This is a genomic window from Thiothrix subterranea, assembly GCF_016772315.1.
Classification (GTDB): domain Bacteria; phylum Pseudomonadota; class Gammaproteobacteria; order Thiotrichales; family Thiotrichaceae; genus Thiothrix; species Thiothrix subterranea.
In genome coordinates, this window is record NZ_CP053482.1 from 722,076 (window position 1) to 740,773 (window position 18,698).

The 18,698-nt window shown below is 50.9% G+C and carries 16 protein-coding genes; 9 read left to right on the forward strand and 7 right to left on the reverse strand.

All coding sequences use genetic code 11. From position 1 onward, the window contains the following. The first annotated feature begins 1 nt into the window (after position 1). Positions 2–1,078, forward strand: a complete 1,077-nt coding sequence (locus HMY34_RS03430; RefSeq protein ID WP_202717914.1) for an ATP-binding protein — start codon at positions 2–4, stop codon at positions 1,076–1,078. Here HMY34_RS03430 and HMY34_RS03435 read toward each other — a convergent pair. From HMY34_RS03435 to HMY34_RS03450, 4 genes are all read right to left on the reverse strand, one after another. Continuing rightward, complete coding sequence (locus HMY34_RS03435) at positions 1,059–2,888, reverse strand: S8 family serine peptidase (protein ID WP_202717915.1); 1,830 nt, start codon at positions 2,886–2,888, stop codon at positions 1,059–1,061. The two genes, HMY34_RS03430 and HMY34_RS03435, sit on opposite strands and share 20 nt — an antisense overlap. Before the next feature lie 128 nt (positions 2,889–3,016). Then, a complete protein-coding gene (locus HMY34_RS03440) occupies positions 3,017–4,162 on the reverse strand; it encodes an RNA-binding domain-containing protein (RefSeq protein WP_202717916.1) in 1,146 nt (381 codons plus the stop codon). A 54-nt stretch (positions 4,163–4,216) separates the two neighbouring features. Next, positions 4,217–5,224 carry a hypothetical protein gene (locus HMY34_RS03445; RefSeq protein ID WP_202717917.1) on the reverse strand — a complete coding sequence of 336 codons (1,008 nt, stop codon included), beginning with the start codon at positions 5,222–5,224 and terminating at the stop codon, positions 4,217–4,219. Between the two features lie 112 nt (positions 5,225–5,336). Continuing rightward, positions 5,337–6,128, reverse strand: coding sequence for an MBL fold metallo-hydrolase (locus HMY34_RS03450; RefSeq protein WP_202717918.1), 792 nt, complete (start codon positions 6,126–6,128; stop codon positions 5,337–5,339). 124 nt (positions 6,129–6,252) lie between these two features. Here HMY34_RS03450 and HMY34_RS03455 point away from each other — a divergent pair, with 124 nt between their 5' ends. The 6 genes from HMY34_RS03455 to HMY34_RS03480 all read left to right on the forward strand — a co-directional run bounded on the left by HMY34_RS03455 (position 6,253) and on the right by HMY34_RS03480 (position 13,080). Then, positions 6,253–7,005, forward strand: a complete 753-nt coding sequence (locus HMY34_RS03455; RefSeq protein WP_202717919.1) for a Crp/Fnr family transcriptional regulator — start codon at positions 6,253–6,255, stop codon at positions 7,003–7,005. 369 nt (positions 7,006–7,374) lie between these two features. After that, complete coding sequence (locus HMY34_RS03460; protein ID WP_202717920.1) at positions 7,375–8,997, forward strand: glutamate synthase-related protein; 1,623 nt, start codon at positions 7,375–7,377, stop codon at positions 8,995–8,997. A gap of 54 nt (positions 8,998–9,051) precedes the next feature. Beyond that, positions 9,052–9,231, forward strand: coding sequence for a PLDc N-terminal domain-containing protein (locus HMY34_RS03465; protein WP_202717921.1), 180 nt, complete (start codon positions 9,052–9,054; stop codon positions 9,229–9,231). A 158-nt stretch (positions 9,232–9,389) separates the two neighbouring features. Beyond that, a complete protein-coding gene (locus tag HMY34_RS03470) occupies positions 9,390–10,409 on the forward strand; it encodes a Fe(3+) ABC transporter substrate-binding protein (protein WP_202717922.1) in 1,020 nt (339 codons plus the stop codon). 32 nt (positions 10,410–10,441) lie between these two features. Beyond that, positions 10,442–12,037, forward strand: coding sequence for an ABC transporter permease (locus tag HMY34_RS03475; RefSeq protein WP_202719114.1), 1,596 nt, complete (start codon positions 10,442–10,444; stop codon positions 12,035–12,037). Beyond that, the gene (locus tag HMY34_RS03480) at positions 12,037–13,080 is read left to right on the forward strand and encodes an ABC transporter ATP-binding protein (protein WP_202717923.1); all 1,044 of its coding nucleotides are present in this window, start codon (positions 12,037–12,039) and stop codon (positions 13,078–13,080) included. Before HMY34_RS03475 ends, HMY34_RS03480 begins: the two co-directional genes overlap by 1 nt. A gap of 23 nt (positions 13,081–13,103) precedes the next feature. Here the strand turns inward: HMY34_RS03480 and HMY34_RS03485 are convergent, their stop codons facing one another. After that, the gene (locus HMY34_RS03485) at positions 13,104–13,544 is read right to left on the reverse strand and encodes a hypothetical protein (RefSeq protein WP_202717924.1); all 441 of its coding nucleotides are present in this window, start codon (positions 13,542–13,544) and stop codon (positions 13,104–13,106) included. Positions 13,545–13,828: 284 nt separating this feature from the next. Here HMY34_RS03485 and HMY34_RS03490 point away from each other — a divergent pair, with 284 nt between their 5' ends. Both HMY34_RS03490 and HMY34_RS03495 read left to right on the forward strand, forming a co-directional pair. Further along, entirely contained in the window at positions 13,829–15,895 is a 2,067-nt protein-coding gene (locus HMY34_RS03490; RefSeq protein ID WP_202717925.1) for a DNA topoisomerase III, read from the forward strand. Next, on the forward strand, positions 15,889–17,340 hold the full coding sequence (locus HMY34_RS03495) for an NAD-dependent succinate-semialdehyde dehydrogenase (protein WP_202717926.1): 1,452 nt from the start codon (positions 15,889–15,891) through the stop codon (positions 17,338–17,340). Before HMY34_RS03490 ends, HMY34_RS03495 begins: the two co-directional genes overlap by 7 nt. Here the strand turns inward: HMY34_RS03495 and truB are convergent. Then, a complete protein-coding gene (truB, locus tag HMY34_RS03500) occupies positions 17,315–18,253 on the reverse strand; it encodes a tRNA pseudouridine(55) synthase TruB (RefSeq protein ID WP_202717927.1) in 939 nt (312 codons plus the stop codon). The two genes, HMY34_RS03495 and truB, sit on opposite strands and share 26 nt — an antisense overlap. Beyond that, a complete protein-coding gene (gene rbfA, locus HMY34_RS03505) occupies positions 18,250–18,696 on the reverse strand; it encodes a 30S ribosome-binding factor RbfA (protein ID WP_202717928.1) in 447 nt (148 codons plus the stop codon). Before rbfA ends, truB begins: the two co-directional genes overlap by 4 nt. Positions 18,697–18,698: the final 2 nt, after the last annotated feature.

Below are 18,698 nucleotides of genomic sequence, written 5' to 3' on the forward strand. Positions count from 1 at the left end.
AATGGGCAGACTGTTTTGGAAAATCCTCCTCACCTTTTGGCTGACGCTGTTAATCACGGGTGGTATCACGGGCATTGCCGTTTGGCTACATCAGAACCAATCCATTTATTCCGCTCCTTCCCCCGTGATCGAAAAAATTCACCGCCCCCCACACCGCTTCCCATTCGGGCTATTGATGACGGGCGTGACTGCCAGCTTTATTTCCAGCTTTCTGTTGGCGTGGTATTTCTCGCAACCGATTGGCATTTTGCGCAAAGCCTTTCGTGCCGCAGCCAAAGGCGATTTGAGCCAGCGTGTCACCGCAACGATTGGGTCGCGACGTGATGAAATTGCTGATTTAGGGCGTGATTTCGATGACATGGCGACCAAACTGCAAATCCTGATGGCATCGCAACGCCGCTTGCTGCATGACGTTTCGCACGAATTGCGCTCGCCGTTGGCACGCTTGCAAGCCAGCATCGGTCTGGCACATCAACAGCCGGAAAAAGTCGCCAGCAGCCTTGCCCGTATCGAACACGAAGCCGGACGCTTGGATACCTTAGTGGGCGAAGTGCTAACGCTTTCGCGCCTCGAATCCGGCGTGCCGCAACCGTTGGATGAATACATCGACATTCTGGAACTTGCCGATGCCGTGATTGATGATGCGCGGTTTGAAGCGAATGCGCTGTCACGCCAAGTGGTATTTCAGTGCGATGTCGAGGATAGCCCGATCATTCAGGGGCGTGGTGAATTGCTGTATCGCGCTTTGGAAAACGTGGTGCGTAACGCCATCCATCACACGCCCGAAAACACGGCGGTAACACTGGCGATTCACCACGATGCTGCCGCGTCACGCCTGCATCTGACGGTGGATGATCAAGGATCGGGCGTGCCGGAAGCGGAATTGGGGAGCATTTTCGAGCCGTTCCAGCGTAGCAGTAACGCCAGTGCCAACCGTAATGGTTACGGGCTGGGCTTGGCGATTGCGCGGCGGGCGATTGAAAGTCATGGCGGCACGATTCGCGCCAAAAACCTCAGCAGCGGCGGTTTGCGGGTGGAAATCTATCTACCACTCACGGTTACAATGCAACCAGGCTAGAAGCTTTCAAGCTCACATTATCACTGGTGATGCTGGTGTTTTTATCCAAGAAACTATCCAACGGGTAGCCGAGTGCAGCGTCATACGCCGTTTTGACGATGGCGTATTTGCTGTTGATGGCGGTTTCGATTTGCATAAACAACTGTTCAATGGTTTTACCTTTGGCTTTCAAATCACGTGCAGACAACTTTTTATTGCTTGCCAAATTCACGCCTTCGGTCAAGACACCCGCTTTCACCGTCAGCTTTAAACGCAATGCCGCACTCGTGCCAGTTTTCTGCTCCAACACATAGGTGTAATTCAAGAGGTTTTGCGCACGCCACAGGTCACGGTTTTTCTTCAAATCACTCAGTAAAACCGCGTAAGGATCAACAGGCGCGGTGAAATTGACTGCTGCTTGCACAGCGGCTGCGGCATCCAACAAACCTGTGCCACAACTGGCGCAAGGTTGCGGGAAAGCCCGCGCACTCGACTTCAGCAGACTTTCGACTTGATCCGGTGTCAGGGTGGGTTTGGCAGCTAACATCAATGCGACTACGCCGGACACATGCGGCGTTGCCATGCTCGTGCCTTGGTAATATTTGTAGGTGTCGGCAAGCGCGGTTTGCGTTCCTGTATTCAGGGTGGAAACGATGCCATCGGCGGCGATACCCGTATTCATCGAACCGCCCGGCGCGGCTAAATCAACGACCGTACCGTAGTTGGAATAATAAGCACGTCCGCCGTTTTTGCCGGTCGCCGCCACGGTCACAACGCCTGTACAGTTGGCGGGTGAAAATTGGCTGGCATCGGTATTGCTATTGCCTGCTGCCACCACGACCACAGCATTTTTGCCACGCGCTGTATTGATGGCATTTTGCATGGTTGAACCGCACGCGGATGCGCCACCCAAACTCAGGTTAATAACACGTGCGGGATTCGGGTTCGCTGGCACACCGGATACCGTACCGCCTGCTGCCCAAATAACTCCCGCCGCAATGTCGGAGGTATAGCCGCCGCACTTGCCCAATACCCGCACCGGCAAGGCTTTGGCGGCATAAGCGACCCCAGCAATGCCTTCGGCATTATTCCCAGCCGCAGCAATCGTGCCTGCTACGTGTGTGCCGTGCCAACTGCTATTAATCGCGGTGCTACTGCCACATTCACCAGCCAGCACGTAGTCGCCCGCATCCGTCGCATCGCTGTCACGCCCGTTGCCGTCATTACCCACAGCAGCATCGGCAATCATGTCATAACCCGCCAACAAATTCGGCAATAAGTCCACATGCGGCAAGACCCCCGTATCAACGACAGCCACCACGCTACCCTGACCAGCGGTATAACCCCATGCCTGATCGGCGCGAATACCACTAATCGCATCCAACAATGGCCATTGATAACTCAGGTAAGGATCATTCGGTGTAACCGGTGCTGGCACTTCCATGCGGTTCATAATGAAGTCCGGCTCGACGTATTCGACTTCCGGTAACTGCTTCAACCAAACAGACAATTTATCCCAATCCGCTTTCTTTTTGCGCTTTTCAAAACGAAAAACATCGGCTTTATCATGCGTGGTTTTGGCGTAAGTGAATTTTTCGCCTTTCTCAGTACGCAGACGGGACAACGCCTTATCGACAGCGACAGGGCTGGCATTATCGCGGAAACGGATAATCAACTGATCGGTATCGGACTGAGTGGGGGCAGGCAACGTAACCGTTTTTTTGTTGGCAGGGGGCGCATCTGGCACGTTCGCCAATACAGTTTGAGCAGATACAGCAGTAGAAATAGCCAATACGATGGCGCATAGATGGAGATGCTTGGGGGTTAACATCGGTTTTTTATCTCATTTTATTGTATGCCCTATTCACTAATTATTATTTTTTATATGTGAGCAATATTGACAGATAACCGATGAAATGCAATCCCCAACTGATAAAGGGTAGTGACAAAGCTGAGAATTCAGGCAAACCGCAGGGTTACACGGAACAATTCACCGATTTCATCAAACGTGACCCGTTCCTGCATTAGCTTCAGCATCATTGGAATTCCTCTGCCCAAACCATCGAAGTAGCGCAGGTTATCGAGGAATTTCATCAAGAAAATATTACGCGGGGCAGAGTTGCCATAGCGGATTTTATTCAACGTCAGGGTATTCGCCAACTTGCCGGGGGAGGTAATTTCGATCCGATCGCTATAGACATGCACCTGTATTTTGCGCTGGCTGAGGGAATAATCGCGGTGAGCAACGGCATTCACCATCGCCTCACGCAAGACTTTGAGCGGAATCCGCACGGTTTCAGTGCGGCGTGTACCTTCAATGGTGGATGGGTTTGGCAGGAAAAGCTGGAGCAAAGCCACCGTTTTGTCGATCAGTTCCGGCAATGTGCCCAGCACTTCCTTTTTGTCCAGCAGGTCATCGGTGATGTCATCGCCTTTAAAGACGGCGAACATAATGGAAGCGTGTGGCAGACGGCGCTGGGGCTGTTTACCGAACATCAGCAGTCCACCGACGGTTGCCACCTGTTTACCTTCGAGTTCGGTCAGGATGTCCGCATTCAACAACAGGCTTTGCTGTTCGTCGTTTGGCAAATCAATAAAGGCGGTGTCGTAGTAGGTGCGGTAGTAATGATCTACTAAGCGGAAGTCGATGCCTTCGATACCTGTATCGGCAACGGGTGCTGTATCGAAATGTACCAATCCTGCTTGCTGAAATAAACGGCTCAATTCTTCCTTGGTAGCGGTGCGATTGGTTGAACCGACCCGCAGCCAATACTTGCCATCCAACGTTTGGTAAGGCTTATCCTTGCCTTTGGGGATGGTCACAGCACACACGACTTTCCCTTCGATAGCGACGTGCGTAACGTCCACACACAAGGCGGGAATGATGTTGTTACGGCTGATATTGGCAATCCATGTATCAAGATTGTCCGCGTGGATACCTGAAATTACCCCATCATCCTCAACACCGATCAGTAACGTTCCGCCCAAAGTATTGGCAAACGCCACGATTTCCCGTGCCACAGAATCGGGGCGAACGTCAGCCGACTTGAATTCAAGCTGGGCGTTTTCACCTTGGGCGATCAGTTGTTGGATGGTATTAATCATAATAACAAACATATATTGCATTAAAGGAAAGATTATAGCACATGTATCAATAGCTTAATGAGTCGATTGACTTTTCAGCCCAACCCATTTATCAAAACAGCTTTTGTTTATTTTTTCATACCATTCGGAACATATAAAATATTCAGCACCATATGCCCTAATAATAGGTTTAGACCAATATCTTGAAGGTTTTTTCTCATCAGCTAATAACTTCTTCTTTAATAAAGGCATTTGGATGCCAAATATTTTTTTAGAATATTCAGCTAATTGCATTAACCCAACCTCTTCTTTTGATATTTCGTTTTCTTCAAACATCTGTATCAGTTTTTCTCGCACACGCTCACCAATTTTTCTTTGATTTTGCAGCATATCGTCACTGTTAGTGTCAATTTTTTTTGGAAGCTGACTAATACTACTTTTTTCTGAAAATATTTGATACATTTGTATGCTACGCATAAATAACTCTGAAGTATCTGCAACAGAGGATGTAACTTCGAGGACAGGCTGAAGTATTTCTGTATTAAAATAATCATTTGCAATCAACTTAATGTTAAAATTAAGATCATTTTTTCTGAGAATTTTTTCAACCTGAATCAAACAAGAATCAAGATTTTCAATTATATTATAATTTATTTTAGGAGATGCAAAAATTATATCGCCTTCGGAACAATCAAAATAACCATGAACACACATTGCTGTCCTTAACAGTTTTTTTACTATTTTCATGATAGTTTCATCTTTAGAGCCATAGTTAAGCCCGGACTCATGAAAAGCAACATCTACAGCGTAAATACTCCGAAGTCCCCCTGCATATGAAACACCCATAACATCAATTTCTGCCTGCTTGATTAATTGACTAAGCGAGGTGTTTTTCTTATATATTCCGTAATCATGCTCATGCTTAAAATAATCATCAGACTCACGCATTACTTGTTCAATTACGCTTTTATTCATCAAGTCCCAAGACTCAACTGATGGCTTCCAATTCATTTGCACAAGTTGGCATTTTTTCGTATGTCTGAGCCATGATAAAACTAACGACTCTCCAATTTCTATTTTCATTGGGTGTTACATCCTTATTTCCATCAATGTCCATCCATTCTAGCAAAATATTTCATCGCATCACGGAACATATTCAGGATGAATCCGATGAATAATGCATCATATCGTAGCATTACCCCTGATCGCCCGCTTTCACCGACCGACTCAATTCCGGTGGCAACTGCACAATTTCACAAGCACCACGATACTGCTCCGGCACATTGTCGGGGCATTCCCCACACAACTCATTGCCCGGCACAGCGAAATCAATCTTGCGTGGGTAAGGCAAATTCAGCCCATTCATGATGGCGACAAACGCTTCCTGCGAGGTGTTGTTACCCACACGCGGGTTACGATTTTTTTCCTGCCCGATGGTGGTAAGTTGCCTGCCTTCATAATCATGCGCCGGGTAGACCAAGGTTTCATCGGGAAGGGTAAAGAATTTCTCGGTAATGCTTTGGTACAATTTGACCGGATCACCCGATTGGAAATCCGTGCGCCCGCAGGCTTCAATCAACAGCGCATCGCCTGAAAACAAGACTTTTTGCATCCCATTATCCAGCAGGTAAGCGTGGTGATGACCCGTATGCCCTGGTGTAAATAACGGGTGCAATTCAATTTGCCCCACCCGAAACACTTGATTTTCCTCCACCCCCAAGTCTGCGCAAGCCAGTTTATCCATCGCGGGAACCACGATTTTGCTGCCAGTGTAAGCCCGCAATTTACGCGCCCCGGTCAGGTGATCGGCGTGCATGTGAGTTTCCAGCGTGTAGGTCAGTTTCAAGCCCAATGCCTGCAATACCGCCAGATCGCGCTCAACCGTGTCGATCACCGGGTCAATCAGCACGCACTCGCCCGACTGTTCACAAGCCAGTAGGTAGGTGTAAGTGCTGGAGTCTTGCTCAAAAAGCTGTCTGAAAATCATTTTGTTTTTCCTCGCAATATTGAAACGTACCCCTCATAGTATAGACGCTGCCGCGTCATTCCAAAAAAAATGCGCTATATATAATTGATACATAGCTTAAGAAACAGACCTTTAAGAGATATTTATGTCGCAGGTTTCCCAGCAAAACGACAGTTGCCTGATCGAACGGATGCGTTACTACACCCCGCTTTCAGACAAGGATGAACAGTTGTTGCGTGAGCTGGAAACAGACGAAATCTGCTACCGTCCCCGTACCCAGTTGACGTTCAGCGAGAACCCCAGCCATCTGTTTGTGATTAAATCCGGCTGGCTGTACCGTTACGAGCAGTTGGATGAAACCCATCGCCACATTTCACGCATTCATTACCCCGGCGACATTGTGGGTTTGACGGATCTGGCGCTAAAAACGCCCTACGGTGAAATGATGACCGTCACCAAAACAGTGTTATGCCCGTTCCCCAAACGTAAATTGGATAATATTTTCATGCACTCACCCCGGTTGACGGCGCTGCTGTTTAGTCTCGGCGTGTTGCAGCAGATTGTGTTGCAGGATCGGATCAAGATCATGCGCAGAGCCTCAGCACCGCACAAGGTTGCCCATTTCATTCTGGAAACACATGCCCGTTTGCGTATCCATGCACCCAATGGCGAACTGAGCACGTTTGAAATGCCCTTGACGCAGGATGTGATTGGCGACGCGATTGGCTTGACCAATGTCTCGGTCAGCAACGCCATCACCCAACTGGCATTTGAGGGCTATTGCAGTTGCCAGCATCGTGAAGTCACCCTGCATGAACTGGACAAACTCAAGGAATTGGTCAATTTTCAAGATCGTTATTTTGAAATAGACACGTCTTGGTTTCCCGCCACCTACTAAATTTTTTTCTTAAAAAATTTCTCTGGCTTTCTATCAAAAAACGGAGAGTGTGGTTTATTGCAAACAGTTTTAGTGCATTTACACACAGTTATTTTTAATAATCTTAAAGTATTTTAAAATAGTGACGATATTATTTTTTCGCATTTTATTCTTTTGTTTTTCTAGGAAATGGTAGCTTGCAATCGTTAGTTTTAAGGCGTAAGTTGTAATGGATGGTTCAAAAACACTTTTAATTGATTCGCCACATTTTATCAAAAATTAACACACAATGTTTAACAATCAGCCCTATTAGAGCCTACTGAAGGCCGCTCGCCCCTCAACACACTCAACTTGTGGGCGGTCTTCTTTTTTACTAAAGGTATCAATACCATGACTGAAGTAGCTATCGCCAACTGGGATTCATTAAAACCGGGCAAGCCAACCTATGCATTGGTCGCCAATGTTGATTTAGTGGTTATTCGCTGGCCTGATGAACAAAAAGTTTCTGTATTATACGGGCGCTGCCAACACCGTGGTGCATTATTGGCGGATGGCTACATTGAGGGTGATAATCTGATTTGCAGTTTACACGGCTGGGATTACCGTTATAAAGGTGGTGTCAGCGAATATAATAACGAAGAGTCATTACACAAATTCAGAGCTTGGATTGAAGATAATAAAGTCTGGGTAGATGAAAGAGAAATCATCAAATGGGAAAAGCAAAATCCGCAAGCTTATAATCGCGAGGATTATCAGGGTTTGTACCAGGATATTCACGGTGGTGAAGAAGAAATACAGATAAAAACCATTCAACAGCTTTCCCAGATGGATAAATTCAGCGAGCATGATGACGGCGAAATTGCTGCGATGGGCGTGCCGATACAAACCCTGCCACGCTGGGATGACATCCAGCTTCTGACGGCACAACTATACCGTTTCCCGCTGGAGTCCGCCGCAGCAGTCGGCACACAAACCGTGATTGGCACACAGGCTAATAGCCCGCTGACACTGGATATTCCCCTGATAGTCACCGACATGAGTTTCGGCGCATTGTCACAAGAAGCCAAACTGGCGCTGGCAACCGGCGCGGAACGGGCTGGAACCGGCATTTGTTCCGGCGAAGGCGGTATGTTGCCGGAAGAGCAGGCCGCCAATTCCCGCTATTTCTATGAATATGCGTCTGGTCGCTTCGGTTTCAGTATGGACAAGGTGAAACGCTGCCAAGCATTTCATTTTAAGTTGGGGCAAGCCACCAAAACCGGCGTTGGTGGGTTGTTGCCCGGTAAGAAAGTTACCGCACGGATCGCTGAAATCCGTGGCGTCAAGGAAGGCGAAGACGTGTATTCACCCGCAAGGATTCCTGAACTGGAGACCTTGGCTGATTTCCGGCGGTTTGCTGATGAAGTCCGCAGTGCAACTCATGGCATCCCGATTGGCGTTAAGTTGTCGGCGCAACATATCGAGGCAGACATCGAAGCCGCCCTGCAAATCGGTGTCGATTACATCATTCTGGATGGACGCGGGGGTGGTACGGGGGCTTCATCCCTGCTGTTCCGCGACCATATTTCGGTGCCGACCATCCCGGCGCTGGCGCGTGCCAGACGTTATCTGGACGTACATGCCGACAAGCGCGTCAGCCTGATCGTGACCGGTGGCTTGCGTACCCCGCCCGATTTCATCAAAGCACTGGCGCTGGGCGCTGATGCCATCGCGCTGGGCAATGCGGCTTTGCAGGCGATTGGTTGTTTGGGGATGCGTGCCTGCCATACCAACAAATGTCCGGTGGGAATAGCCACTCAGGACATCCATTTCCGCCGCCGCTTGCTGGTCGAAAACAGCGCTGCGCAACTGAACAATTTTTTCCGCGCGTCTACCCACCTGATGCAGGTCATGGCGCGTGCCTGCGGGCACACACATTTACAGGATTTTTCCAAACAGGATCTGACGACTTGGAACCGTGATATGGCCTTGCTCACCGGCATCGCTTATGCCGGTTACGAACCCGCCAGTTAGCGCGGTCATCAGTGCTGAAATGACATACATCGTTTGCAATCAAAAGGAATCGTTATGGGTATCGAAGTTGGCGGCCTGCTGGGTCTGATCATTCTCATCATTAATGTCTGGGCGATCATCAAAGTCGTACAAAGTGGCGCAGGCACGGGCGCGAAAGTGCTGTGGGTAGTACTGATTCTGGTATTGCCCGTATTGGGTCTGTTGCTCTGGTTTCTGCTGGGACCACGCGGGTAGGCAATGACCACTAATCAATAATGAGGTGAAACATGGACAATGACATAATATGGGATCTAAGGAATTGCGTTAACCCCCAATAAAATGAGAATTGCTTGCATTATCGTGTGCACTGTGGATAATGCGAATCTTTCTTATTCAACCTGAAGGCAGCACCCATGTTCAAGCAAATCGCCCTGTCATTACTGGTTGCCAGCAGCGCTACCCCCGCGCTGGCAGATGGCGAAGTCAACGTCTATTCCGCCCGCAAGGAACAACTTATCAAACCGCTGTTTGACAAATTCACCGCCGCGACGGGCATCAAGGTCAACCTCGTCACTGGCAAAGACGATGCACTGCTGGAACGCCTCAAGCTGGAAGGTGAAAACACCCCCGCCGACCTGCTAATGACCGCCGATGCAGGGCGTTTGTACCGTGCGGTAGAAATGGAACTGACGCAACCCGTCGAATCCGCCACACTAAAAAAAGACATTCCTGAAAACCTGCGTGACCCCGCCAACCAATGGTTTGGTTTGACCTCCCGCGCTCGCCCAATCTTTTACGTGAAAGACAAAGTGAAGCCGGAAGAGCTGTCCACCTACGAAGATTTGGCTGATCCGAAATGGAAAGGACGTATCTGTGTGCGCTCTTCCGACAATATCTACAACCAGTCGATGTTGGGGTCGATGATTGCCGTCAACGGTGCGGAAAAGGCGCAGGCATGGGCTGATGGCTTGGTGAAAAACTTTGCGCGTCCACCCGAAGGTGGCGACCGTGACCAAATCAAGGCGGCAGCGGCTGGGCAGTGCGACATTGCGATTTCCAACACCTACTACTACGGGCAAATGCTGACGGGTGAAGAGGCGGAAGACAAAGCCGCTGCGGAAAAAGTCGCAATCTTCTGGCCTAACCAAGCCGAAGGTGATCGTGGCACACACATCAATATCAGCGGCGCGGCTGTCACCAAAACCGCCAAAAACAAGGATAACGCAGTCAAACTGATGGAGTTCCTAGTCAACGATGAATCGCAGCAATGGTACGCCGAAGCCAATCAGGAATACCCCGTGAAAGCCGGTATTGCGCCCAGTGCGATGCTCAAAGGTTGGGGCGAATTCAAAGCCGATAGCCTGAACCTGTCCGAACTCGGCAAACACAATGCTGAAGCAGTCAAAATCATGGATAAAGCGGGTTGGAAATAAAGCCGTTACTCTGGCGTGCCGTGCTATTGGGCATGGCATTGCTGACTGCTTTGCCGATCCTCGCGGTATTCGGCTACGTGTTCGTGCCTGCGCCGGAAGTTTGGCAGCATTTGCGTGAAACGGTGCTTACCGATTATTTGCTGAATACGCTCTGGCTGGTATTGGGCGTGGGGTTTGGCGTATTGCTGCTGGGACTTCCGGCGGCATGGCTGAACAGCATGTGCGAGTTTCCGGGGCGACGCTTTTTTGAGTGGGCATTGCTGTTGCCGATGGCAATGCCTGCTTACATTATTGCCTACACCTATACGGGAATGCTGGATTTTTCGGGACCAGTGCAAACTTTGCTGCGTGAGCTGACGGGCTGGGGGTATGGCGATTATTACTTCCCGAATGTGCGTTCCCTTGGCGGCGCAATCACCATGCTTTCACTCGTGCTGTTCCCGTATGTGTACTTGCTGGCGCGGGCGGCGTTTCTGGAACAGTCGATTTGTGTGCTGGAAGTGAGCCGCACGCTGGGGTCAAACCAGTGGCAAAGTTTCTTTCGGGTGGCGTTGCCGTTGGCGCGTCCGGCGATTATTACCGGCTTGTCGCTGGCGTTGATGGAAACGTTGGCGGATTTTGGCACGGTGCAATATTTCGGCGTTTCGACCTTTACCACGGGGATTTTCCGTACTTGGTTTGGGCTGGGCGATCACGCGGCAGCTTCGCAATTGGCGGCGTTGCTGATGGGCTTTGTATTCATGCTGATCCTGTTGGAACGTTGGTCGCGCAGTCGGGCGCGGTATCATCATACTTCCAGCAAGTATTCGAGCATTCCGAAATTCCGCTTGCGGGGCTGGACGGCGGTGGCGGCAGTGTTGGCGTGCGCCCTGCCCTTGTTGTTGGGGTTTGTGATTCCGGTAGGGCAATTGCTGCATTGGAGCATTAAAGCTGCCAGCAAAGGCTTGGATAGTGATTTCATCAATCTGGTGTGGCATAGCTTGATGTTGGCGAGTTTGGCGGCGGTGTTCGCGCTGTTGCTGGCGTTGATTTTGGGCTATGGCAAACGGTTGAATAATGATCCGTTGGTCAATATTGCTGCGCGGATTGCGGCAATGGGTTACGCGATTCCGGGGACGGTGATTGCGATTGGGGTGCTGATTCCGTTTGCGTGGGCGGATACGCAACTCAACCACCTGAGCAAGCAGTTTTTCGACAGCAATGTGGGCTTGTTGCTGAGTGGCACGCTGTTTACGTTGCTGTTTGCTTACAATGTGCGCTTTTTGGCGGTGTCGCTGCAAACGGTGGAAGCGGGTTTGGGCAAGATCAAACCGACGCTGGATAATGCGGGGCGTTCGTTGGGCTTGAGTCCTTTGGGCGTATTGCAGCGGCTGCATTTGCCGTTGATGAAAGGCTCGTTACTCACCGCGATTTTGCTGGTGTTTGTGGATGTGCTGAAAGAGTTGCCTGCCACGCTGATTTTGCGCCCGTTCAATTTCAATACGCTGGCGGTGCGGGCGTATGAATTGGCTTCGGATGAACGGCTGGCGGATGCGGGTTTGCCATCGCTGATGATTGTGGCAGCGGGGATTATTCCGGTGATTTTATTGAGCCGCTCGATTAGCAAATCGCGGGCTGGGGAACATTGATGAGCAAGTTAGTCCTGCAAAACATTCACATCGAATACGGCAGCAACGCAGTGGTACACGATGTCAATCTGACGGTGGAAGACGGGCAAATCGGTTGTTTGCTGGGGCCCAGTGGCTGCGGCAAAACCACGTTGCTGCGGGCGATTGCTGGTTTCGAGCCTGTCACCCGTGGCACGATTACGCTCAAAGATCAGGTAATCAGTGCGCCCGATGTGCATTTGCCGCCGGAAAAACGCAATATCGGCATGGTGTTTCAGGATTACGCACTGTTTCCGCACCTGAGCATTGCCGACAATATTACCTTCGGGATTCGCAAGCAGTCGGGCAAAGATAAGGCGCGGCGCGTGGCGGAATTGCTGGAATTGGTGAATTTGCCGGGGTATGCAAAGCGTTACCCGCACGAACTTTCTGGCGGGCAGCAGCAACGGATTGCGTTGGCTCGCGCCCTTGCACCGCAACCGCGTTTACTATTGCTGGATGAACCGTTTGGTAGCCAAGACGTGGAATTGCGCGAAATGCTGGCGCGGGAAGTGCGCGATATTCTCAAACGCGAAGGCATGACCGCCATTCTGGTCACGCACGACCAGCACGAAGCGTTTGCGATGGCGGATGAAATCGGCGTGTTGCAAAGCGGGCGGTTGCAGCAATGGGATACGGGTTACAACTTGTATCACAAGCCGGTGAATCAGTTTGTAGCGGGGTTTATTGGACAAGGTGCGTTGATTGCGGGGACAGTGTTGAATCATGACACCGTTTCCACCCTACTGGGCGCAATCAAGGGCGAAGTTCCGCTCGAATGCCAACCCGATTGCCCGGTTGATGTGCTGATTCGCCCCGATGATTTGAAATTGGTGGCGGATGCACCGCGCAAAGCCAAAGTGGTCTCGCGAGTATTTCGCGGGGCAGAATACCTTTACGTGTTAGGCTTGGCCGATAACAGCCAAATTCTCGCACTAGCACCGAGTCATCAGGAGTATGCACTTGGCGAAACGGTGTGTTTCGAGTTGGATATGCAGCACCTCATTATCTTAAGGAGGCGTTGATTTAATGCACATTATTGCGCGTATTATAACTTACTAAAAGCAGCGGCTATATCAGCCACGCTTAAAGCACGCACTGGCGGAATCTCTGGAATAATTTGCGAGACCTGATAGTCATCTGGAATATGCAGTGTTAACGTCCAAGTATTGGCATTAAATGAGGCTTTCTCTTTGGATAATTCCACTGCTTTCGGAAAGGTATATAACGGTGAATAAAAGCAGATTTTATAAAAGCCCGATTGAAGCTTTATTTTTCGCAAATTGAACGCGGTTTCAGAAGGTTCAGCGACTTGCTTAAAAGAAATCTTGCCGGTTTCACTGGTATCAAACGCCAGCCAGTCGCCCGATGCCCACCCTAATTTTCTGAACAGCCCAGCCCCAAACGACAAACACAGATTATCTCGACCACCCACATGCTCCATATCCAGGATAATATCGAAACTTCCTGAAGCAGGTTTCTTACTCATTCATTGCCTCAACTGACATCATTAAACAAACACTGTATTGCGATTTATTCACGCTTACGATTAGCCGCATTCAGCTTTTGATATTATTGGATGCACTTAACCCAAGTGTCGTCTAGGACAATACGGATTAATAGACGTAGCCGAATCAGCAGGATATGCGTAGAGAGTAACAGGCATAACGAGAAAATAGAAGTCTTAACCGAAAATTCATTTAACAAGCCGTTTGCCGCAGTCCTCAGAAATGCCTATGATGTTGGCGATGATTCACTTAACGATTAATAACCATGCTGTACTTGTGTGAGAAACCTAGCCAAGCACGCGATATTGCCCGCGTGTTAGGTGCAAGTGGGCGTGGTGATGGCTTTTTACAAGGCCAAGGAATTGTCGTCACTTGGTGCTTTGGGCATTTGTTGGAACAAGCTGAACCGGATGCGTATGGTGAGCAATACAAGCGCTGGAATTTTGCCTCCCTGCCGATTTTACCGCAACAATGGAAACTGGATGTAAAAAAATCCGGGGCAAAACAATTCAAAGTTATCAAAGCATTACTCGTAAACGCCCAACACGTCGTCATTGCCACGGATGCGGATCGCGAAGGCGAAATGATTGCGCGGGAAGTGCTCGATATGTGCCGTTATCACGGGCAAATATCACGCCTGTGGTTATCCGCTTTGGATGATGCCAGCATTCGCAAAGCCTTAGCGCAACTCAAACCCGGTGCCGCAACCGAATCCCTGTATCAGGCAGGCTTAGCGCGTAGCCGTGCCGATTGGCTGGTGGGCATGAATTTGAGCCGTGCCTATACGTTAGCCGCACAATACAACGGGCAACTGACGGCTAACAGTGGGGCATTGAGTGTCGGGCGCGTCCAAACCCCCACGCTACGGCTGGTGGTGGATCGCGATGAACAGATTAAACATTTCGTGCCGCTGGATTATTGGGATGTGACTGCCGCATGTTTGCCCGATGCTGCCGAACAAACCTTCAAAGCCAACTGGATTCCACAAAAAGGTCAGCAAGGCATTGACGCGGAAGGCCGTTGCCTAGACAGCCAGTTAGCCGAACACGTCGCGGCAAGCTGCAAAGGGCAAGATGCCAAGGTGCTGCGCTGCGATACTGAACGCAAACACCAGAACGCGCCGTTGCCCTACGAGCTTTCCGGTCTGCAAGTAGAAGCGTCGCGACGCTGGGGCATGAGCGCTAAACAAGTGTTGGATGTGGCGCAAGCCTTGTACGAAACCCACAAACTGACCACCTACCCGCGTACCGATTGCGGCTATTTACCCGTGTCGCAACACGCGGATGCAGCGGCAGTCTTTCAAGCGCTCACCCAAACGGATCGCAATTTATCCGCGCTGGTGGAGCAAGCCAACCCCAGTCGCAAAAGCAAAGCCTGGGATGACAGCAAAATTACCGCCCACCACGGCATTATTCCCACCGCCGCCAAAGGCAGTATTGAACGCCTGTCAGAAGCCGAGTTTTTTATCTACGACCTGATTCGCAAACGTTATTTGGCGCAATTTTTCCCCGCTTACGAATACGATCAAAGCGTGATCGAACTGGAATGCCAGCAGTACAAATTCCGTGCATCAGGGCGCGTTGATCGCGTCGCAGGCTGGAAAATTGCCTACCAAGAACCCGGTGACACCAGCAGCGTTCCCGCGAATGCCGACACGCAAGCCTTACCGCAATTGAACGTGGGAGATAGCGTATTGATTCAAGAGACCGAATGCCTCAAACGCCAAACCAAACCGCCCGCGCCGTACACCGAGGGCACATTGATCCAAGCCATGAAAGGTATCGCCAAACACGTTGAGAACCCCAAACTCAAAGCAATTCTGAAAGAAAACGCAGGAATCGGCACCGAAGCCACACGTGCGGCGATTATCGAAACGCTCTTACTCCGCAAATTATTGGAGCGCGAAGGCAAAAAGAAACAGCTTCGCGCCACCCCGAAAGGCGTAGCCCTGATCGGCATGTTACCCAACGCGGTGAAAGATCCCGCGCTGACAGCGGCGTGGGAACAAGCACTCGAAGCGGTTGCCAGTGGTGAGATGTTGCTCGAACAGTTCATGGAAAAGCAGCAAAACTGGCTGCATAAAGTGCTGGCACGCGCCAAAGCCAGCGTGGGAACATTACCCCCCGAAACCGCCACCGACGTAAAACCACTACCGGTTACTGTTACGAACACGACGGCTGTTACCGCACCCACCCCCGTAAACTCCGCTTGCCCTGCCTGTGGTAAATCGCTGGTAAAACGTGAAGGCAAATACGGCGTCTTTTGGGGGTGCAGTGGTTTTCCGCTCTGCAAAACCATCGTAAATATTCGCAAAGGAAATTCCGCATGTTGACACTCCGCAACCCCGCTTTGTTACGTTCCGAATGCTACCTCGACGGTGCATGGGTGCACGCTGACACCCAACGCACTTTGAATGTCACCAACCCAGCCACTGGCGATATTATCACCACTGTACCCGCTTGCAGTGCCGCGCAAACCCGCGCAGCGATTGAAGGCGCAACCCTAGCGCAACGCAACTGGCGCAAACGCACCGCCGCCGAACGTGCCAAAATTTTACAGATTTGGTATCAGCTCATCCTCGACAATCAAGACGATTTAGCCCAGATCATGACTGCCGAACAAGGCAAACCCTTAGCAGAAGCACGCGGTGAAATCGCGTATGCAGCAGCTTTCATCCAATGGTTTGCGGAAGAAGGCAAGCGCACTTACGGTGATGTGATCCCCTCGCCGTTCCCGAATAGCCGCATTGTGGTCATTAAAGAACCGGTCGGCGTGTGTGCCGCGATTACCCCGTGGAATTTTCCAGCCGCCATGATTACCCGCAAAGCCGCGCCCGCCCTTGCCGCTGGCTGTGCCATGCTGGTCAAACCTGCCGAACAAACGCCCTTATCCGCCTTGGCGTTAGCGGTGCTGGCGGAACAAGCAGGCATACCGGCGGGTATTTTCAGCGTTATTACCGGCGATCCCGTTGAAATTGGTGGCGAACTCACCGCCAATGACAAGGTGCGCAAACTCAGTTTCACCGGCTCAACCGCCGTGGGGCGTTTACTCATGCAGCAATGCGCCCCTACTTTGAAAAAATTATCGTTGGAACTTGGCGGCAATGCACCGTTTATCGTATTTGACGATGCCGATCTGGATGCTGCCGTCACGGGTGCGATAGCGTCAAAATACCGCAATTCCGGGCAAACCTGTGTGTGTGCCAACCGCTTTTTGGTGCAAGCCAGCATCTATGACGCTTTTGCCGAAAAGTTGGCACAAGCCGTTACCGCGCTCAAGGTCGGACACGGCACTGACCCCACTGTCACCCAAGGCCCATTGATTGACGAGGCGGCTTTATGCAAAGTCGAAAGCTTGATTGCCGATGCAGTTGCCGGTGGTGCAACGGTTATTGGCGGCGGGCGACGCCACGAATTGGGCGGTACGTTTTATGTGCCTACGGTATTGACCGATGTGGCAGCGTCCATGCGGGTAGCGAAAGAAGAAATCTTTGGCCCGGTCGCGCCATTGTTTAAGTTTGATACCGAAGCAGAAGCGATTCAGATGGCAAATGATACAGAATTCGGGCTGGCGGCTTACTTGTATGCGCGTGATATTGGGCGCGTCTGGCGAGTTTCTGAAGCCTTGGAATACGGCATGGTTGGCATTAACAGCGGCGTTATTTCCACCGAAGTAGCACCCTTCGGTGGGCAAAAAAGCTCCGGTTTAGGGCGTGAAGGCTCTAAATACGGCATAGACGAATACTTGGAAATCAAGTACCTGCACATGGGGCTGTGAGCTCATCCGCCACAGAATACGCCAATAAGCGCCGGGGGATAATTACTCCGTTAATGGCTGCACCCAAGCCGATGAATTCGCCGAATTCGCTGTATAAACGCAGCAATTCGGCGTCGGCATCGTCGGTACGCACTTTTTGCCCCTGACGCAAGCGCACAATCACCGCTTCAGCCACCGTGATCGCGGGTAAGTGCGGTAAAGCGACATCCAGCGGCAACAATAATGCATCCAAAGCCTCAGGATCTTTTTCCAGCGCCCGTAATTCTTCCAAGGTGTACATGCGGGATGCGCCAAACGGTTCAACCGATTCACGCCGCAGCATCGAAACATACGCGCCACAACCCAGCTTTTCGCCAATGTCTTCCACCAATGTGCGAATGTACGTGCCTTTGCTGCATACCACGTCCAACGTTAGCGTATCGGCGGTGCGTGACAACACTTGCAGCGCATGAATCGTCACCGCACGCGCGGCACGTTCCACTTCCACGCCTTGCCGCGCCAGCTTATAGAGCGGTTGCCCGTCTTTTTTCAGCGCGGAATACATCGGGGGAATTTGGCTAATCTCGCCACGGAATTGCGCCAACACCGCTTCAAGCAGCGCATCGCTAATCTCAGGAATGGGGCGCGGATTGAGCTTTTCACCTTCCGCATCACCCGTGGTACTCACATACCCCAGTGTTGCGGTGGTCAGATAACGCTTGTCGGAATCGAGTAGATAGGCAGAAACCTTGGTGGCTTCGCCAAAACAGACTGGCAACATGCCAGAAGCCAGCGGATCGAGACTGCCGGTATGCCCGGCTTTTTCCGCTTGGAAGAGGAAACGTGCATCTTGTAACGCTTTATTGCTGGATACGCCTAGGCCTTTATCCAGCAATAAAATGCCATTCAGTTTGCGAAAACGCCGCTTACTCAAGGGGCAGCCGTGCCGTTATTAGCATCCGTCACATCATCAGCCGCTTCCGATTCATCCGCATCGTCATCTTCATGCCGATCAGAAGCCACGGCTTTAGCAATCAGTGCTGACAACGCATTACCCTTAGTTTGGGTGTCGTCGTAAAAGAAATGCAATGCCGGTGTCATGCGCAATTTCAGCAAATGTCCCAGTTCACGCCGCAAGAAACCGGCTGCATGGTTTAAGGCTTCCTGCGCTTCCAAACCTTGATCGGCTTGCAAAGCGTCGAACCAGATTTTGGCATGAGCGAAGTCTTTGGACACTTCCACATCCAGCAATGTGATCATCCCAACGCGCGGGTCTTTCACCCGATCGCGAATCAGGATAGCCAAATCACGGCGGATTTGTTCGCCGACCCGATCCGCACGGGCAAAACCTTGAGGGCGTGAATGATGACTGGGCATAG